At 48.4% G+C, this 17,728-nt stretch carries 14 protein-coding genes and 1 pseudogene; 3 read left to right on the top strand and 12 right to left on the bottom strand.

Annotated features, from left to right (window positions below; genetic code table 11):
* Window positions 1–80: 80 nt before the first annotated feature.
* Window positions 81–1,025 carry a ketopantoate reductase family protein gene (locus AB4124_RS27210; RefSeq protein ID WP_441974780.1) on the top strand — a complete coding sequence of 315 codons (945 nt, stop codon included), beginning with the start codon at window positions 81–83 and terminating at the stop codon, window positions 1,023–1,025.
* A 257-nt stretch (window positions 1,026–1,282) separates the two neighbouring features.
* Here AB4124_RS27210 and AB4124_RS27205 read toward each other — a convergent pair whose 3' ends face one another.
* The 7 genes from AB4124_RS27205 to AB4124_RS27175 form a co-directional block, all read right to left on the bottom strand.
* Entirely contained in the window at window positions 1,283–2,992 is a 1,710-nt protein-coding gene (locus AB4124_RS27205) for an ABC transporter permease (protein WP_379405159.1), read from the bottom strand.
* The gene (locus AB4124_RS27200; RefSeq protein ID WP_379405157.1) at window positions 2,989–4,017 is read right to left on the bottom strand and encodes an ABC transporter ATP-binding protein; all 1,029 of its coding nucleotides are present in this window, start codon (window positions 4,015–4,017) and stop codon (window positions 2,989–2,991) included. The genes AB4124_RS27205 and AB4124_RS27200 overlap by 4 nt, the downstream gene beginning before the upstream one ends.
* Before the next feature lie 87 nt (window positions 4,018–4,104).
* Complete coding sequence (locus tag AB4124_RS27195; RefSeq protein WP_215160803.1) at window positions 4,105–5,211, bottom strand: extracellular solute-binding protein; 1,107 nt, start codon at window positions 5,209–5,211, stop codon at window positions 4,105–4,107.
* A 41-nt stretch (window positions 5,212–5,252) separates the two neighbouring features.
* Window positions 5,253–6,071 (bottom strand): MBL fold metallo-hydrolase, encoded by an 819-nt coding sequence (locus tag AB4124_RS27190; protein WP_326098047.1) that lies wholly within the window; start codon window positions 6,069–6,071, stop codon window positions 5,253–5,255.
* Window positions 6,072–6,104: 33 nt separating this feature from the next.
* Window positions 6,105–7,256 (bottom strand): GntR family transcriptional regulator, encoded by a 1,152-nt coding sequence (locus AB4124_RS27185; RefSeq protein WP_441974779.1) that lies wholly within the window; start codon window positions 7,254–7,256, stop codon window positions 6,105–6,107.
* Between the two features lie 427 nt (window positions 7,257–7,683).
* Window positions 7,684–8,553 (bottom strand): methyl-accepting chemotaxis protein, encoded by an 870-nt coding sequence (locus AB4124_RS27180; RefSeq protein WP_430107547.1) that lies wholly within the window; start codon window positions 8,551–8,553, stop codon window positions 7,684–7,686.
* An 18-nt stretch (window positions 8,554–8,571) separates the two neighbouring features.
* Entirely contained in the window at window positions 8,572–10,026 is a 1,455-nt protein-coding gene (locus AB4124_RS27175; RefSeq protein WP_430107545.1) for an aldehyde dehydrogenase family protein, read from the bottom strand.
* A 295-nt stretch (window positions 10,027–10,321) separates the two neighbouring features.
* Here AB4124_RS27175 and AB4124_RS27170 point away from each other — a divergent pair.
* Window positions 10,322–10,513, top strand: a pseudogene (locus AB4124_RS27170) (transposase); the annotation flags it as partial.
* Window positions 10,514–10,656: 143 nt separating this feature from the next.
* Here the strand turns inward: AB4124_RS27170 and ric are convergent.
* A complete protein-coding gene (gene ric / locus AB4124_RS27165; RefSeq protein ID WP_339273121.1) occupies window positions 10,657–11,355 on the bottom strand; it encodes an iron-sulfur cluster repair di-iron protein in 699 nt (232 codons plus the stop codon).
* A gap of 364 nt (window positions 11,356–11,719) precedes the next feature.
* Here ric and AB4124_RS27160 point away from each other — a divergent pair, with 364 nt between their 5' ends.
* Window positions 11,720–12,253, top strand: coding sequence for a Ger(x)C family spore germination C-terminal domain-containing protein (locus AB4124_RS27160; RefSeq protein WP_441974778.1), 534 nt, complete (start codon window positions 11,720–11,722; stop codon window positions 12,251–12,253).
* Between the two features lie 24 nt (window positions 12,254–12,277).
* On the opposite strand, the gene AB4124_RS27155 is transcribed toward AB4124_RS27160, so the two are convergent.
* The 4 genes from AB4124_RS27155 to AB4124_RS27140 are packed head-to-tail and all read right to left on the bottom strand — an operon-like array spanning window position 12,278 to window position 17,719.
* A complete protein-coding gene (locus tag AB4124_RS27155; RefSeq protein WP_441974777.1) occupies window positions 12,278–14,656 on the bottom strand; it encodes a chondroitinase-B domain-containing protein in 2,379 nt (792 codons plus the stop codon).
* 41 nt (window positions 14,657–14,697) lie between these two features.
* The gene (locus AB4124_RS27150; protein ID WP_430107539.1) at window positions 14,698–15,822 is read right to left on the bottom strand and encodes a glycoside hydrolase family 88 protein; all 1,125 of its coding nucleotides are present in this window, start codon (window positions 15,820–15,822) and stop codon (window positions 14,698–14,700) included.
* A 16-nt stretch (window positions 15,823–15,838) separates the two neighbouring features.
* Complete coding sequence (locus AB4124_RS27145) at window positions 15,839–16,729, bottom strand: carbohydrate ABC transporter permease (RefSeq protein WP_430107537.1); 891 nt, start codon at window positions 16,727–16,729, stop codon at window positions 15,839–15,841.
* Between the two features lie 12 nt (window positions 16,730–16,741).
* Complete coding sequence (locus AB4124_RS27140) at window positions 16,742–17,719, bottom strand: ABC transporter permease (protein WP_430134197.1); 978 nt, start codon at window positions 17,717–17,719, stop codon at window positions 16,742–16,744.
* Window positions 17,720–17,728: the final 9 nt, after the last annotated feature.

Below are 17,728 nucleotides of genomic sequence, written 5' to 3'. Positions count from 1 at the left end.
AAAACTATACTGAAAACAAAAATAAGTGTTTGAGAAAACACAGTTTGATCAAATCGTTTAACCCTAATGGAGGAGTTACTATGAAAATATTGGTTTATGGCGCTGGGGTTCTGGGCAGTTATTTAGCCCACGAGCTGGTGCGTGTTGGTCACAACGTCACGATGCTGGCCAGAGGACAACGAGCGAATGAGTTGGAAAAGAGCGGCAATGTCATTCGGCATTATTTTCAGTTCCAAACAACGGTTCATAACGTAAGGGTGATCCGGGAACTACAGCCTGACGATGTTTATGATCTTATTTTTGTTGTGATGAAATATCCGGATTTCGAGGCGGTACTGCCTGCACTTGCAGCGAACCATAGCAGCCACATCGTTATAATGGGCAACAATGCGAGTCCTGGGGAAATGGAGAAGTATTTGCAAACCCATAGTCCGGTAACGAAAAAGGTTGCTTTCGCTTTTCAGTCGATCGCTGGCTGGAGAGAGAATGGCCGGGTCATTAGCGTACGCGGACCAAGAACCAAAATCAATATCGGCGGTTTAGGTGAGGAGCTGTCTTGGCGTTCGGTGATCGATCAGGCTTTGGTTAACACCAAATATAAGTGGACCTACCAGAACAATATGAATGAGTGGCTGAAAAGTCATTTTGTCATGATCTTGGCATTGAATTCCATTGCTTCTACATATCACGGTAATTTGCGCAGAGCCGCAAAAGACAAAAAGCTTCTCAAGCTTGTTATCCATGCTGTAGATGAAGGGCATCAAGTGTTGGAGAAAAACGGATTTACGGTTACGCCTGCTGCTCAAAAGCAATTCGCCCGCAAAAAAAGGAAGCTGTTCTACATCCTGTTGAAGATAATGCTATCAACCCCGATTGGCAGAATCCTGTTAAGTGATAAGGCGGTGTCAGCAAACGAGATGACTGCTTTACAGCAAGCTTTTGATCAATTGAAAATTCGCGCGAACATGGCGACACCCCATTGGGATGAGCTCCAACATTATTCCGCGCCTGTTCAGAGATCATAGATGATGGCTTTATTGATCTATAGCTTAGCCTGGTAAGAAATATGTTCGCAAAAAAATCTCTGCTCAACCAACGAGCAGAGATTTTATGAACCTTCCGGCGGGCCTTAACTGAAGCTTCAATCTTCGATATTTTATGTGTGGAATCGGTTGTTTCCCTAACCCTTGTCTTTTTCATAGTGGAAAAACCTCTTTACGGATCGCTGGTGTTATCTAGTTGTACCGAGCATGTCCCTGTGTGACAAGTAAACCCGGTGCCCTCAGGATCTGCTGTTTCTTCCATAAACGAAATATAAAGTAACGGAGGACATGATCATCAATATCACTGAATAAACCAATGTCAACGCTTTGGTATCTGCTAGCGCCTGCGCATCCGTACTGTTCTTGATGACGATTCCTAACGGCTGGTACAAAGGATGATAGAGGAACACGGTAACGTCATAATCGGCCAAAATTCCGTTGAAATTCAAGGCAAGAACAGCTAGCGTCGACGGTAGAATGATCGGCAGCAATACTTTTCTGAATGTATAGAACGGTTTGGCACCCAAATTTCTTGCAGCGTCTTCCAGATTGCTGTCCAAGCTAAAGAAAGAGGCCTTGACCATTCGCAGGGTGAAAGGAATATGGACGATGACATAGGCAATCAGAAGCATCCAGACCGTGCCAACCAGCACCGTATTCCCGATCATCAGCTTCGGCGTGTTAAAGGTTACGATCAGTCCGATTGCAATCAGCGTGGACGGAAGAATCCACGGAATCAGCAATGCGTATTCGAGGGCAAGCGCCCACTTGTTCTTATATTTATGTAAGATCCTTGACGCGGCCAGCGCCAATGCGACGACAATGACCGAGGCTGCCGCGGCATATAGAATACTTACGAGATAAGGCCTGAATGCCGACATGGATGAAAACACTTGAATGTAATTATCCAAGGTGAAGCTGTTCAAATTCAACGTGGCGGTCGAGATACTGGCCGCATCGGTGAACGAAAAGATGATGATCAGCACAACCGGAACGATGTAGAGAACAAACAGGCCGTAAGCCAGAATATGAGCGGCTATGTTACCGGATTTGCTGCGGATTTTTTGTTTGACCAGCTCCGATTTGACTTTGGAGACCGACATGAAGTTGCCCTTACGTTCGAACCGGATCATCACGGTCAACAACACCAGTGTGGCCACTCCGAGAATAAGAGCCAGCAGCGCAGCCAAGTCTCTTGACGTCATGCTTCTCGAGAATGTCAGAATCATCGGCGTAATCGTCTGGAATTCCTTGCCCCCGAGGATAAGCGGCGCGGACGTCGCAGCCAGGCCGGTGAGAAAAGTCAGGATCGTCAGCGCGTAGATCGTAGGCTTCAGGACCGGAAGTACGACCCGCCATAGGATATACCCAGTAGACGCCCCCATATTTCTCGCGGCTTCCACCGTTTGGAAGTCGATTTTGCGAATCGCATTGCTCAGGAACAGAAAGTGATTGGACGTGCAGGCGAACGTCATGACGAATAGAACCGCCCAATAGCCATGAAACCATGTCGTATCAAAAGAAGGGAACAATTGAACTAAGAGCTTGGTCATAAACCCCTCTTCGCCATAGACGAATTTATAGCCGGACACCAGCACGACTCCGCTGTAAATCAGGGTCGTAAAGTAACCCAACCGCAAAATCTTCGCGCCTTTGATATCGAAATATTCCGAAATCAAAACCAGCGTAATGCCCACCACATTTACCGTAATGACAAGCGAAAAAGCGAGAATAAAGCTGTTGTATAAACTTCTCATCGCGCGTTCGGACGACAGCAGCTTCTCTGCCGCTTCCAGCGTAAATTTGCCGTCCTTAAAGAATATTTCGCCGTAAATATTCAAGTTCGGATAAATCAGGAAGGCAATGACAAACCAGACAATCAACCCGTATAAAAGGATAGAGAAAGGGTTTATGGAAGCCAGCCGGGTGCTCAGGTTCCGGGCATTCATGCTTCCCCCTCCTTCATCGGATACTGCAAAATATCGCGGGCCGGGAGGTAGATGTCTACATCGTCACCGACCTCATGATGGACGAGCGGGCTTTCTATTTCGATGATTTTTAACCGTCCGCCGCCGGCAATCTCCAATAGGTATTTGCTGTATAAACCGTAAAATTCCCGGTCTGCAATATTGCCTTTCAGTTGGACCGTATCGATCCCCTGCAGGGGCAGCAGGCTTACCTTCTCATTGCGGATATAGGCGATATTCCCTGGCTGAACAATATCCTTCAACCGGCTGTTCTCTACCATCCGCGGATCGATCCGATTAATATCTCCTATGAAATTGCATACAAACTCGGTTTGAGATTGATTGTAAACTTCCATGGGTGTGCCCACTTGCTCCAGGACTCCATGATTGAATACGCCAATTCGGTCGGACAGCGTTAACGCTTCTTCCTGGTCGTGCGTGACATAAATCGTTGTGATCCCGAATTTCTTCTGCAATTGTTTCAGCTCATTGCGCAGCTGTACCCGCAGCTTGGCGTCCAAGTTGGATAAAGGTTCGTCCAGTACCAAGATGCTTGGCTTCAAAACCAGCGCCCTGGCAATCGCAACGCGCTGCTGCTGGCCGCCGGATAGTTCCGATACTTTCTTGAACAGCTGATCATCTTTCAGATCAACCTTCCGAGCAATGTCCTTTACCTTCTGGTCCACTTCCGCCTTGGAAAACTTCTTGACACGCAAGCCAAAAGCGATATTCTCGTACACATTCATCGTCGGAAACAGCGCATAGCTTTGAAATACCATCCCGATCTCTCTTTTTTCGATCGGCAAACGGGTAATGTCGGTGTCTTTCAGCAGGATCTGTCCGCTCGTAGGCATAATAAACCCGACCAGACTGCGGAGGGTCGTCGTCTTCCCGCAACCCGAGGGACCGAGGAACGTGAAGAATTCCCCTTCCCGAATATGCAAATTAAGGTTTTTGACCGCATGAAATTCTCCGAATTTAATGTCAACGTTCTGGAATGTAATCATATTATTATCTTCCTTTTTGTTGTACTTGAATGAACGGCTGCATATTGGCGTTCCCAATATGCAGCCGGCTTGACTCCATTCCGTTATTTAGTGCATAATCTCCAACTCGATTTTCTCCGCCCACAGATCCATGTTTTCGGCAATAAAGGCCCAATCGAAATCTTGTGGTTTTAACGAAGTAAACAGCTCCTTGACGGAATCATTGGCTTGCTCGACCGCTTTTGTATTTGCCGGCATGGCATTGAACTCAGCCGCAAATTCTCCTTGAATTTCGCTGGATCCGAGCCATTCCACGAACCGCTCCGCCGTTGCCTGTTTCTTCGTTCCGTTCACAAGCGCCGCATGTTCCACGACCATCGGTACGCCGACTTCGGGACTGACAATGCCTGCTTTCACTTTATATTGCTCTTCCTTCTGCTGCAGGGTTCCGGAAACGAGCGCCCCTAGCGGCGTTTTGCCGCTGGCCAAATTGGCATAGAAGTCTTCGCCCTCGACTGCGCTGACGCCGTTGTCATACAATTGCTGAATTTCATTCCAGCCTTCCTCGGATATACCGAGATCACCATTCGGATCTTGGAAACGGGTCAGAATGCCCGCTACAATAAGACGAGGCGTATTTTGTCCAAGCAGGGTTGGGGCTTCGTACTTCCCTTTGTACGCATCGTTCTTATACAGGTCGGTCCAGTCCTTTGGCGCGGTTTCGGCCGTGAATTCGTTCGGGTTATATCCCAGCAGAATCGCTTGCTTCACAAGGCCATGATAGTAGCCTTCCGGATCGTTCAAGCCCTGCTCAACATCTCCGGCCCAGCTTGGAACAAACTTAGCCAGAGCGTCTTCCTTTTTCAAGTTCTCATAAAGCATATTGTTCAAGCCGTATACGACGTCCGCGATCGGGTTGTTCTTCTCGGCAATCAACCGGTTCGTTAAGTCGGCGCCGCCCGCTCCGACAATTTCGATGTCAAAGCCCGCACCTTTCGCTTTCTCAATCAGCCATTCGCCGCGGCCGTCAGAGTTCGCATTCGTGTACACGATCAACTTTTCATTCTGGACCGGTTCCGTAGACGACGATTCCGACCCGGCCGGAGCCCCGGGCTCCGAAGTGCCCGAGTTTGCATTGCCGGCATTGTTGCCGCCTCCGCAAGCCGATACAATCACACACATAATGAGAAGTAGCGCCATTGAAAGTTTTCTCATGATTCCCTTAACTCTCCTTTGATCGTGTCATTTTATTTGGTTTAAATGTTGATGATCAACCCGTCATATGCCGGCAAAATTCCGACGGGGCTGAAGATGCGGACAAAATCCTCATGAAGCAGCTTGGAATTATGGCTAAAATGTGTGACGACGATTTGGCCTTCAGGCTTCAGGATATTTTCTTTTTGGAACTCGCGCTGGACTTCCAGCACCGTTTCCACGCACATATGATTGCGGTCGCGGGAGTTCCCCGTATATCCATGCGTGCAGTCGAGGATGGCGCAATCCAGATTTTTGCCCTTTAACCATGCCCATGTCGCATCCGGGAACCAGCCCGAATCGTGCCCGTACAGCAGTTTTTTTCCTTCCTTTTCGATCACGTATAACAGACAGGTTTCCATGCGGTCATGATCCGCCAACAATGGCGTTACCCTTGCATCGCCCATAGCGAAGGTCTCAAACGGGCGCAACAGATGGAATTGATACCTTTGTCCTTCAAAGCGGCCGATGGCGGCACGCGTGTGATGCATCACCGTACCATTCCCATAAATGTGCATCGGATGCTGAAGGCCATGCGCAATTCCTTCCCTGCGGCATTCCAAATCAACGGCATTGTAATGGTCCGAATGCGAATGCGTGACCAACAGGTGCTCGATTGCTCCCAGATCGATATTGTCCCGCAGCGCCTGCATATAGGAATCCGGGGAATAGTCAAACTTGATGACATCGTCCAGGATGGCGGAAGTTCGCGTGCGGATATTTTTTCCCCCAAGCTCCCGCGCTTTGTTACAATGCTCGCAGCGGCAAAAGGCATTGGGAAAGCCCTCTGCGGCTGCAGTTCCTAGAAAGTGAATTTTCAAAGTCATGTCTCCTTGCCACTGTAGTGATCCATTTTACGTCCTGGACTGAACGGATTGTCGTTCTACAATCGATGTTTGAATTTTAATGGTGATTGGATTTTCGTTGGAGTTGCCAACGCGCTTCATCAGCAAATCAACGGCCGATCGGGCAAGTTTCTCGGTATCTTGTCGAACCGTCGTAAGCGGGGTCGGAATATATGCCGCTAACTGAATATCGGAGAACCCGACGATGGACAGCTTTTCAGGAACCGGAATCCCCATTTGCAGTGCGGTGTGAATGGTCGAGATGGCGACATGGTCATCCCCGCACATGATGGCCGTCATCCGGGGGTTGTCCTGAATAAACCGCTCCTGTTCCGGATCGCACTCATTAATGCGGCTGGTATCGCAAGCGACGCTTCGAAAATGAATGTTCTGGATCTTCACCGGAATTTTATGGTCGAGCAGCGCTTGGATATAGCCTTGATACCGTTCCTTCCGGCTTGTGATATTGTCGATCGGGTTCGAAGTGTATCCGACTTCCCGGTGCCCCTTCTCGATCAAATACTTCGTCATTTGATAAGAGCCCATATAGTGGTCGTGATACACGCAATCGATCTCCACTTCATGGAAAATACGATCGATGATCACCAGCGGCAGTTTGCGCAACTTTAGTCGCAGCACCTGATCGCTGCAGGTCTTCCGCCCCTGAGGAAACAGAATGATACCGGTGATCCCTCCTTCGGCCAGCCTTTCCAGACAAAGATCCTCATCGTCGCAGTCCTTCGTCATTTTTAAAATGAGGTCGCACCCGTGCTTTCGCACTTCAGCCTCGGCGGCGGCGATGATTCTGGAAGTGTAATCGGATAGATGGGGCATAATGAGTGCGATCTGTCCGAACGGCCTGTCCACACTCGGCGCCGCCTCGATGACCTGGGGAGAAGTTCCTCCCTCGGCCATCAATCCTTCTATCGGCTGGGCAAGGAAGGTCCCTCTTCGGGGCAGGCGGTACACCAGTCCCTGCTCTGCCAGCTTTTGAAGCGCCAGCTTGCTCGTCATTCGACTCACGCCGAACAGCTTGGCAAGCTCTCCTTCGGATGGAACAGGATCATGCGGCCGCAGCCTACGGCTCTGAATAATCTCGATTACCTGATCAGCCACCCGGTGATATAATTGATTCTGTTTAATCAAACGTACATCTTTCATCAAATTATCCCTCTAATCGTTGAGTCGACTCGTAATCCGCAAGGGATCTGATTTAAACTTAATGAATGTCACTGACATATTCAATGATATATTTGTAAAAGTCTTGTAAATTCTATGTTAAATCACAATGCCGCGGTCCTGAATCAAAAATTATATATCAGTGATATATTAATTCGCTTCATATGTTTGCTTTCAAGGTACCCTACACCATGCAAGCTATTGCCATTTCCCCGATCAACGAAAAAAAAACCTGCCGGTTAGGTAGGTTTTTTAGAGCTTGATTCAATCGATCGAGCCTATGAAATACGCTACGAATCGAAAAATTGGTCTAAAGTCACTTTTCTACAAAATAATCGCCGTCAAAAGAAAAAAGCCGCAAAAGATATGCGGCCATCCATGTCTATATGTACGTAAGCATCGTGATTTTCTATTGCTTGTTTTCTTTTGCATGTAGGCTTTCTTCAGCAACCTGCGCTAGCTCCTCAGCTTTGATACTAATCTCATGGATCGTTGTAGAGAATTCCTGAATCGCCCTTGACTGGGTATCGGTTAGGGTGTGGATATCCGAAAAAGCATGATTCAATCGCTGCAAAAATTCCTGAATATTCTTCGTGATACCATTAATCTGGTCCACATTCTCTTTGGAGCTTGTCGCCAGCTTCCGAATCTCATCGGCAACAACCGAGAAGCCCCTTCCGACTTCCCCCGCTCTCGCCGCTTCGATAGAAGCATTAAGGCCTAACATGTTGCTCTGATCCGAAATCTCCTTAACAACGCTGGAAATCTTCCCAATCTGCTGCGCACTGGAGCTGACGTCCGTCATTTGGTTCGTTACGTCGGTCACACGTTCGGTAAGATGAGCAATCGATTGACTGATATCTCCAATGGATGCGGTGGTCTGTTCGACAATTGCCGAAAAACTCTCGGCCATCTCAAACAGCGCATTCGCTTTTTCGAGACTTGTCCCCATGCCTACGCCGCCGATAACCCTGCCCTGTTCGTCGTGCAGTGGGATCGCGCGTGCAGCCAGCGGAAATCCAAACAGCTCTTTCGGAACGACAGCCGATAAAGCTGTATTATTCCGAATCGCATTGGTGACAATATCGCCCTCAACAAGCGGGTCCCCCGGGCTCACATTCAGCGAGAAGGTTTTGCCCGGAATATTAATGATAAGTTTCTCCGTATCATAAATGCCAATCGTGATATCATCATTCGTTAGACTTTTCAGTAATGGAGCTACCTTTACAAAGGCACTAATCAGCTCATGCTGTGTTTGCTCTTCAGTCACATTATTCATGCCTATCTCCCCCAACCCTTAATACGGGAATTTCCTTTGCCCGTAATGAACCGATATCCACTTCATGGTCGTAAATTCATCCAGGCTCCATTGCCCATTCAGACGCCCCAACCCCGACTGCTTCTCTCCGCCAAATGCTACAATGGGTTCGTCGTTAATTGTTACATCATTCACATGGATCATGCCTGTATGGACCTTCTTCGCCATTTCTACACCACGTTCAAGATTGGAGGTGTGAATAGCCCCGCTAAGGCCAAAACGTGTATCATTTGCAATGGCAATGCCTTCCTCTTCCGTTTCGAATGGGATGATGCACACAACCGGGCCGAACAACTCCTCTTGTGCTACCTCCATATCCGGTTTGACATTGACAAGGACGGTAGGCTCCACCATTCTACCGGTGATATTCCCTCGCACCAATGGAACTGCACCTTGCTCAATGCCCTTCTCAATCAGCTTCTGCAGTGTCTCTGCCTGCCGATGGTTGATGACGGGTCCGATAATGGTCTGCGGATCGCTCGGATCACCTGTTGTCAGGGTAGAAACCTTCTCTTTGTATTTATCTACAAACTCCTGATAGATCGACTTCTGTACAAGAATCCGGTTGGCCGACATACAGATCTGGCCTTGATGTGTGAATCTGCTGAATGTCGCCGCTTGTACCGCGTAATCGATATCAGCATCTTCCAGGATAATGAACGCGCTGTTCCCACCGAGCTCAAGCAGCGGCTTCTTGAAGTGCTTGACGGCCAGTTGACCAATATGGCTTCCGACCTTAGTCGAACCTGTGAAAGAAATGATTCTCGGAATCGGATGCTCAACGAACGCATCGCCAATTTCCTTAATATCTGTCACCACAACATTTAACAAACCCTTCGGTACGCCCGCTTCTTCGAAAATCTTCCCGATCAGGGTTCCGCCCGTAATCGGCGAATCCTCATGTGGCTTCAGCACGACGCCATTGCCAGCACCCAATGCTGGGGCGACAGACTTCATGGACAAGAAGAAAGGAAAGTTAAATGGACTGATAACCCCAACCACGCCAGCCGGGATCCGATACAGGCGGTTCTCCTTGCCATCCTCTGTGGAAGGTAAAATCTTTCCCTCCATTCTAAGGGGGAACGTAGCCGCTTCCTTAATCATATTCTTCACAAGACCGATCTCGAACGCCGCCTTCAGACGCGTTCCGCCCAGCTCTTGAACAATAATGGATGAAATGTCTTCCTCATGCGATTCAATATATTTAACGGCATTTTCAAGAATGTCTCGTTTCTGGTAAGCATTAACCTTGTCCCATTGCAGCTTAGCTTGATAGGCAGCCTGATATGCGTCATCAATGTCTGCAACGCTTGCGATTTGAAAAGCAGTAATGACCTCATCATTGTATGGATTGATGTCAGGCAGCGTTTTACCGCTCTTACCGTCTCGCCATTCCCCGCCTATGAATTGTTTTCCTAGTTTTGAGTATTCCATATGAACCCTCCTGTGTCGAATAATTCCAACTGATCAATATAATTATCGACTAAATACAGGTAATTGTTAAGTGAATTTTCTTTGACCACTTCTCTCTCCTAGGGCAAGGGAGTCTATACGTTAAATAAATGCAGAATAATAACGGGGGTGTCTCAATAATGCTGCTAGAAGACGCTCCATGTACGAATCGTTCCTACCATCGCTGTTGCCCCCACATTTCTTGGAATGGTTCTGAGCAAGGACGAAATGTGGAGGCAAAGGCGAGCGCTGACGCTTGTCCGGAATCGATTCGTCCTCCGGTTTCTTACGGAAGCGGATCTATCGAAGCGAAAGCTGCGAAGGTTGTCCGCTCAAAAAAACATGTACGAAAGCCGAGGGAGACCGTGAGCCTGGAGGTCTCCCTCGGCTTTCGCTTGCCCATAATTTGCTCAAGAAGGCGGCCAATGATCAAAACAGAAGCCATAGCGGTGTGGGAATAACATCCTGAGCACCGCCATGGCTTTATTTGACACACTTTCTGTTTCTGAGAGCCGTACGTCAAGCAACTAAATCTACTTTTGGGACGCCACGTTATTTTGTATTTAATATTCATCCAGCATACGTTAATTCACTTTCACACGGTCATCAAGGTTATACCGCTTGACGAATCCGTTCGAACAAGATGTTGTTTTCCAGATGGATATGCTCGAAGGTGTCCTTTTCAAGCATCGCCAACCGTTGATAGACCAACCGATACGTACCGCAGGCATCCGACGGAAGTTCGAAATCAGCGGTTACTTCCCGGAGCTCCTGAAGCAGTTTGCCTGCTTGAGCATGTTCATGTTCCAGTTCAGACACATGCGGCTTAAGCTCCGCTGCAGCCTGGTGGTTAGGCTCTGCAACAAATTTCAAAATGAGCGGAAATACATGCTCGTCTTCATCCTTCGTATGATCCAGCAGTTCTTTTTTCAGATCGGAGAAAAGCTCCTGCACCCGAAGAAGTTCGGGATGATGCTCCCCATGAACGCGGGCTAATTTCGTCACATACGGCGTTAAAGCAGGTAATTCATCCCGCAAGAAGGCATGATGTTTCTGCTGGATGTATTCAATCAGTTCGGATTCCTTCAGTGAAGCCGGACGGCTTTCTTGATAATCTGCAAACTTGCTCTCCACGGACCGAACCTGCTCTAAAACGGCGGCGGGTTCCAAATTGCGCTGTTTAGCCGCCTCTTCTAAAGGCACCTGCCCTCCACAACAAAAATCAATGCGAAGTGATCGGAATAAATCCGCGGTTTGCGGAATGGATGTAACGATATCGGATACCTGACTCTGAAGCGTGAATGAACTCATGTTCAAACCTCCTTAGACTAAATGCGTCTTTGTGAACTATTTCACTCTTACAACCCAAGTATATGAAACTCCTATCTTCGTATATGTGATTGCAGTCATACCAAAATCTAACACTATGTGAACGATCAGGATCGGAGAACTACGGGAGCCAAGACAACATCTTTTTAGACTTCTTCTTTCTAGCGAGGGGTATTCGGAAAGGAAAATCTCCGTTCTGACCGACAACCTGCTAAGGGGGAAATCCGTCGTAGCCATTGAAGGGCTGGACGAGGCGATTAACTACATTGGGACGTTCTGGAGCAATTCCTCGAAGAAAGGTCAGGAGAGATTTCTGCCTTATATCAAAATCATGAAGGGGGAAAACGTGGAAATCAGCGGAATGGCTTTTTTTAAAGGAGCCAAAATGGTAGGTGTGACAAAACCAATTGAAATTGCCGGATACCTGGTCATCAAGGGAATCAGTCCGGCAGGATACCGGGGAATTATCCATATTGGGGACGATTCCCAGGTCGTAACAATCCATGCGACGAACCGGGAATCGGAAATTAAAGTTGATATCAAGAACGGTATGCCCCATTTTACGATCACGGCGACAACGGAGATTAATATCGAAGAAAAAAACTCTGATACCATCCCGGTAGATAACTCGAAAATTCTGGAGGAAATTGCTCGCGAGAATGAACGTTCCATTACAGAATTATTAATCGGATTAATCCAAAAGACGCAAAAAAAAGAATCCGATATATTCGGATTCGGCGAATTGGTAAGAGCCAAAGAACCATCGTATTGGAAAAGCCATGTTAAATCTGCAGAGCAATGGGGTGAAATCTATAAAAGCGTAACCTTTGATTATCGTGTGACGTCCAAAGTTCGAAGAATCGGGATGAAGGCAGAATGATGGTGCCGGTCATGGTATTCACCTTCATTTCATCCAGGCTTCCGGGCCGACATCATGGACGGTAAGCGGAGGATTGGATCGCTGCTTGCCTGGCGCATATTCGTCTGCACCCACGTCAGGTATATAGCGGATCTGGCCATCCATGTCGTCCGCTGCAACGAATGGAGTCAGGGCAGCGTCTACGGCTGGACTATAGACGGATAATCGAATGAGACCGTCCTTACTGCGCACCAAATGAAGCTCTTGTTTGGTCATCCCTCTGTCCACGATGGGGTTGTTAGAAATCGGTGCATTCCCCGAGAGCATATTTCCCTTGTACTCAGCCCGTTCCTGTTCGGGTGCCTGTATCACCGCATCAGTTTCCTGAAATATCGTCCCTGCATGGCTAAATATCAGATTGTTATAAATCTTAGTCCCTACCGGCTGATAGGTTCTGCCGCCCAGATTGAAAGTTGTCGTTTGGTTGCCGACATTCACGATTGTATTGTTGTAAATCTGAACGTTATACTGCCGCCAATGTCCGCGCAAAAGTTCCGTTCTTTGTTCGGCCGGCAGATCGCCAAGCCTTGCCGTTTGCTCTTGGTTTCCACCCCAACGAACGATTGGATTCGTACTGCCTTCCGGTCCGCCATCATGTGTTCCGCCATCAAGACGAATCACTTTGTCCGTAAGACCTTCCATGTAATTGTTATAGATTTTGTGATCGTTGCCGTATATCCGGAACCCGCTGCTGCCTGGTGTCACTCCATCGCCAATCAGATGGTTGCCGTAGAAGCTGTTGCGGTTTCCATGTCGCGACACAATACCGCCGTATGAATCACGAATCGTGTTGTACCGTATGATATTGTCACTGCTCTTCACCGATATCACTTCATCTTCACCGTTAAACCCGTCAAACAAATTGTACTGAACCGTAATATAACCGGAAGAGAGCGAGGTACTGGAAAGTCCAAGCCTGATGGCTTCCAACCCGTTGGTTACCCGGGGACCAATCCCGTGAAAATAATTATACTCAATGACGTCGTATTGCGATATATGCTGTCCACTATGCCCTTCACCATCATAAATCAGGACTGCGCCAAAGCCCTTCTTCGGACCAATATCATTATAAGCGATCCGGTTATGGCTGCTCGTTCCTTCGACTCGAATATAATGTCTGTGAGTGCCATTATCCGTAATGAGCTTTGGATCTTCAAATGGCGTTAACCCCTTATAAACTTCTCCGTTAGGGTCATACCGATCCTCACTGTACCGGCAGCTGTTCTCCAAATTAAGGAGACACCATACATATCGGTTTTGAGCTTTAAATCGGTAGGGCTGACCTGTTTCATCCAAAGCAAAGGTGTTGCCCAAAATAGAGATTCGGCTGGAGCTTTCCAGCTGAATCCCTGGATGAACCCCGGTAAGCGCCCGATGCGCCAATCCACGGTCATTCAAGGTCTCCGTTCCATTCTCATCGCCGATCCCGTTCCGGAACGTGAGTCCGCTGACTTCCACATAACTTGAATTTTCAATGTGTATATAACTATTCCCACTAATGATTGCCTTGCCGGGCTTCCCGGTAATCCGAATCGGATAGGCCGCGGAGCCGTGTTTATCCTTCACAACAAACGGACCGTTCTGCTCATAGTTCCCATCCTTCAGTTCAATCAGCGTACCGGCCACAGCCTGATCCAGTGCCTGCTGCAATTGTTCCGCCGTGCTGACCGAGATGCGCCTCATCTCCGGAAGCTTCACATCTTCCTCCTTCTCTTCGCCAGCGTTTGGAGGAACTGGTGGTTGTGGTTCTTCCGGTGATTCACCCGGCACTTTCCCTGCGTAAATCTCTACTTCCATGATACTGTTCCAGTTTCCCGAGCTTCCGCTGGCGTTATTGCCATATCCGATCAACCGCAAATACCTGGCTTTCACCGGATTCTGCAATACATATGTTTGCATGATACTATCTTCCGGTTTCAGCTGCCGGCTGAACTGTTGTTCAAAAACAACGGTGCCGGATTTGAAATCTTCAATATTCGAAGCTAATATTTCAAAGCTGGACTGACGCTCTCTAGCATTCAAAAAGGCGATGTTCACATAAGTGACGGTTTGTTCCGTGTCTAGATCAAATTGCAGCCATTGACCTTGACCCGATGCGGACCAGCGGCTTTGCTGGCTCTCCGCGTCCTCGCCCCATATCCCATCCAATACATTCCCCGGTACGTAATTCGTGCCCGGTTGGTAGCTGCTTGCCGTTACCGTGCTCTCGATCCGATTCATACTGCTGCTCCCTTCTGCATCACTCGAAGCCCCTTGGGCTTCTGAAGGCGCTATCATCAGCGTACCGATCAAAAGGCTCAAGATGAGACCCATACTTATCGATCTGTGATACCGTTGGTTTAAAGCGTTTAATAACGTTTTCATATCCGTTCACCCCTCTTCGAATATTAACGTCCCATAACCAATCAGAATACGCGATGGACCCAGCCGCGAAGCTTCGCCAGAGCCTCGATGTAATAATAATCCCCATAAATAAGCGACACATCGATATTCGTATCCGCCGGCTTATGGCCGGTTCCGCCAAGCAGGATTCCTTCATGCTCAGGAGCGTGGAAAGCTGCGTACTCCGTCGACAATGCCAGGACGATTCGCTCAGCAGCTTTCCGGTATACAGTCCCCACCTCCGGAGTTGTCAAAGCAGCGAGCTCCAACAATCCGGAGGCGGCAATGGCCGCAGCGGAGGTGTCACGAGGCTCGGTATCGGGATTCGGTACCCGGAAATCCCATGGCGGGACCCCGTGCCCCTGTAAGGAAGCTATAAAATGATGAGCTACCCGCTCGGCGGCGTACAAATAATCCTTATTGTTCGTGTAACGGTAAGCGTTAGCCATCCCATACAGCGCCCACGCATTCCCTCTTGACCAGCAGGAATCCGGGGCATATCCCTGCCAGCCCATATACTCCAGCAGTTCCCCGCTTTCCGGATCAAACGAAACAACATGACAGGTGGATCCATCGGCACGGATCATATGCTGCAAAGCCATATTCGCATGGGCATTCGCAACGTGGCGAAATCTCGGGTCTTCTCCTTTCTCGGCAGCCCAGTACAAGAGGGACAGGTTCATCAGGCAATCGATAATAGCCCAGCCCGGGAGATCCTTGTTCCATGCCCTGATGTACTGGCCTGCCAAATTAAATCGTCCGGCCAGGAAGTTAGCTGCCGCAAGCCCTCGCCTTCTACCATCTGCATCGCCGGTTAACTTATATTTCAGTACGGCTGTCGGCAAATACTGAAACCCGACATCATGATGAAAGCGACTCTCTTCCAGAGTCAATCGTTCCATCCGTATATCCCACTCCCACGCCGCTTCCTTGTACTTCGCATCTCCGGTCATATCGTAAAAAATCCACAACATTCCCGGCCAAAACCCTGAAATCCAGTTGTCCAGGGTCAAGCCGTCGTATTCCCCGTCCTTGGCCGCATGCGGAGCAAGCTCAGGCTTTCTAGCCAACATCCGGTCCACCTTCAACTGAGCACCATTCCACCACATATCCAAATCGAGTTCATGTTGAATCTTTAATTTACTCATCATATTCCTCCTGTCGTTATCCTTTAATGGCACCAATTAAAGCACCTTTCACAAAATACTTCTGCAAAAACGGATAGACCAGCAGAATAGGTACCGTCGCAACGATAATGGTCGCATGCTTCAGCGTTTCACCGATAACGGCCACCTCCCCTCCGCTCGCTCCGCTTGCCATGGAACTTGCATCATTCAGAAGCAGCAGCTCTCGCAGGACAAGCTGAAGCGGATACAAGGAACGATCCTGCAAATAGATCATGGCCTGGAACCATGAGTTCCAGTGACTTACACCGTAATACAGCAGCATGACGGCTATAACCGGCATGCACAGCGGTATCATAATCCGGAATAGGATGACGAATTCATTGGCTCCATCGATCTTGGCGGATTCCTCCAAACTATCAGGCACCGCCTCAAAAGCCGTTCTCATGATAATTAGATTAAAAGCAGATATGGCCTGCGGAATAATTAAGGACCACAGCGTATTGGTAAGCTCCAGGCCTTTCACTGTAAAATACAAGGGAATCAAGCCCCCGCTGAAGAACATGGTGAATACGATAAACAGCATCAGCTGCTTACGATATCGCAAACCCTTACGGGAAAGCGCATACGCTCCGAATGCGGTCAATATAATATTGATCACCAAGCCTCCTGATACGATAAGGAACGTATTTAAATATCCTTGAATAATCATCGGATTATCAAACACGAGCCGGTAAGCGTTAAATGTTATATCCAGCGGCTTCCATAGAATCCCCGAATGCTGCATGTAACGGGTAGGATTACTTAAGGAAGCAAACAGCACGTAAATCAATGGGTATAACGTACATAACGTGATTACGGTCAACAAGATGTAATTAAAAACATCAAACAGCTTTTCACCCACCGATCGATTGCCAGCTCTCCATTCCATTCCTTTCACCTCCTACCACAAGCTGGTTTTGTTCATTCTGCGGCTCAGCCAGTTTGAGCCGATGACAAGCGTGAAATTGATGGCGGAATTGAACAGCCCTACTGCCGAACTGAAGCTGTAATTGAATTCCTGCAGCCCGACCCGGTACACATAGGAGCTTATGACGTCTGCGGTATCGTAGATTGAGGGGTTGTAGAGCAGGATGACTTTCTCGCTGCCGACGTTCATCAGCCTGCCGATCTCAAGAATGAATAGGATGATAATCGTAGGCATGATCCCCGGCAAAGTCACATTCAACATCTGCCTCCACCGGTTGGCTCCATCGATCTTCGCGGCCTCGTATTGTTCCTGGTCGATACCGGCCAGGGCGGCAAGGTAGATAATGGTCCCCCAGCCGATGTTCTGCCAAATTCCGGAGGTTACGAAGAGGGTCCGGAAATATTCAGACTCCAGCAGAAGAGAGACCCGCTCCCATCCGAAAAAAGCCAAAATATCGTTGATTAACCCGTCACTCATCGTGAATTCCTTAATGATGCCGCAAACAACGACCAGCGAAATAAAATGCGGCATATACGTTATGGTTTGAACCGTGCGTTTGAATGCAGTTTTTCTCACCTCGTTCAGCAGGAGCGCCAATATAATGGGTGCCGGGAAGCCAAAGAGCAGTTCATAAAAGCTGATTAACAGCGTATTTTTGACGACCCGCCAGAAATAAATGCCGTTAAAAAAAGATTCGAAGTGCTCCCAGCCGGCCCATGGACTTCCGATGATGCCAAGACGTGGAGAGAACTCCTTAAAGGCGATGGATGCCCCGTACATAGGGAAATAATGAAAAACCGCGAAATATAGAAGTACCGGAATTAACATGATGTACAGGAAACGATTTTTACTAATGTCCTTCAGCAAGCCCCAATTTCGAGGATTCAGTCCTGCCGAGTTAGATGGTTTAGAAGGAATTGACGTGCGTGTCGGAGGCGGAATTTTCGCCATGCCGTGCTC

It is taken from the genome of Paenibacillus sp. 2KB_20 (assembly GCF_052115765.1).
Classification (GTDB): Bacteria; Bacillota; Bacilli; order Paenibacillales; family Paenibacillaceae; genus Paenibacillus_AQ.
Note: the sequence above shows the minus strand (reverse complement) of the source record. Positions and strands in the feature narration are given on the sequence as shown.